2 protein-coding genes and 1 pseudogene are annotated in these 1023 nt (G+C 39.6%); 2 read left to right on the top strand and 1 reads right to left on the bottom strand.

Going from position 1 to position 1023, the window contains the following annotated elements:
• Both VXQ92_RS21310 and VXQ92_RS21305 read left to right on the top strand, forming a co-directional pair.
• A partial coding sequence (locus VXQ92_RS21310) for a HEAT repeat domain-containing protein (protein ID WP_416683100.1) occupies positions 1–517 on the top strand: 517 nt, incomplete at its 5' end.
• Complete coding sequence (locus VXQ92_RS21305; RefSeq protein WP_001167097.1) at positions 501–782, top strand: DUF971 domain-containing protein; 282 nt, start codon at positions 501–503, stop codon at positions 780–782. The genes VXQ92_RS21310 and VXQ92_RS21305, both read left to right, overlap by 17 nt.
• A 39-nt stretch (positions 783–821) precedes the next feature.
• On the opposite strand, the pseudogene VXQ92_RS21300 reads toward VXQ92_RS21305, so the two are convergent.
• Positions 822–1023: pseudogene (locus VXQ92_RS21300) on the bottom strand (alpha-ketoglutarate permease); the annotation flags it as partial.

Here is a 1023-nt window from a genome sequence, read left to right as displayed (position 1 = left end):
ATTAAGTTGGTTACAACAAGACCAAGCAATTACGATATTGGCAAAAATTGCCGAAACAGATACAGATGATGAGGTCCGCCGTATTGCAACAGGTGGTTTAGCTTATAGTCAGAACATATCGGTTGAAGTTATCCAAGCACTTCAACATTCTTTAACTTCGGAAAGTTGGCAACTAAGAGTGGAAGCTGCTCTTACGATTGGAAAATTACGTATTGTTCAGCTCGAAGCTCCTTTAATTCATGCTGTATCAGACTTGTATTGGCAAGTACGTATTGCGGCAGTACGGAGCTTGGGACTACTTAAATCACATCTGGCAGTTGCTCATTTGACTGATAACTTTAAGCATGAAATTAGTAACTTGCGTAAAGAAGTCGCTTTAGCACTCGGTGAAATTGGTACAGCAGAAGCTCAGAAGCTATTGGAACAACATCAAAATGATCCAGATCCTGAAGTACGACAAGCGAGTCGTATTGGATTAAATCAAATTGGTGAGGTGAAGTATGCAAATCAGACCTGATATCCGTGTCGACACTATAAATAAGCAGGTTCACTTTATATGGACCGATGGCTCAAGCGTATGTCTGAGTCATCAAAGTTTAAGAGAAATTTGCCCATGCGGCTTTTGTCGAGCGAAGCGGATTAAACAAATTAAAATAGAGCATCAAAATATTGAAGTGACAGCTATGTTTGATCAAGGTTATGGTGCCCAAATTTGTTTTAGTGACGGGCATGATAAAGGGATTTTTCCGTGGGATTTTTTAAAAGAATTTGCTAAGAGCTAAAAGATGCCTTCTGCTTGGGACAGAAGGCATCTTATTTAATTAATGATCATGTTCTAAATAATCTGGTTTTTTCGGAAGCGCAAGGCTACACAAGAAACAGATAATCAGCATGACAATCACATATATAAAGAAGGTATTTTCAATTCCGGCAGCTTTGAACTGTAAGGCAACCGAAGGCGCAGAACCACCAAACAGTGCATTACCTACTGCATAAGAGAAACCTACACCTAAAGCTCGCACA

Source organism: Acinetobacter sp. 228 (assembly GCF_048147885.1).
This window is presented reverse-complemented; position numbering and strand designations above follow the sequence as displayed.

Coding starts and splice junctions, on each gene's coding strand:
- VXQ92_RS21305 (WP_001167097.1), top strand. CDS start 501: ATGCAAATCAGACCTGATATCCGTGTCGACACTATAAATAAGCAGGTT.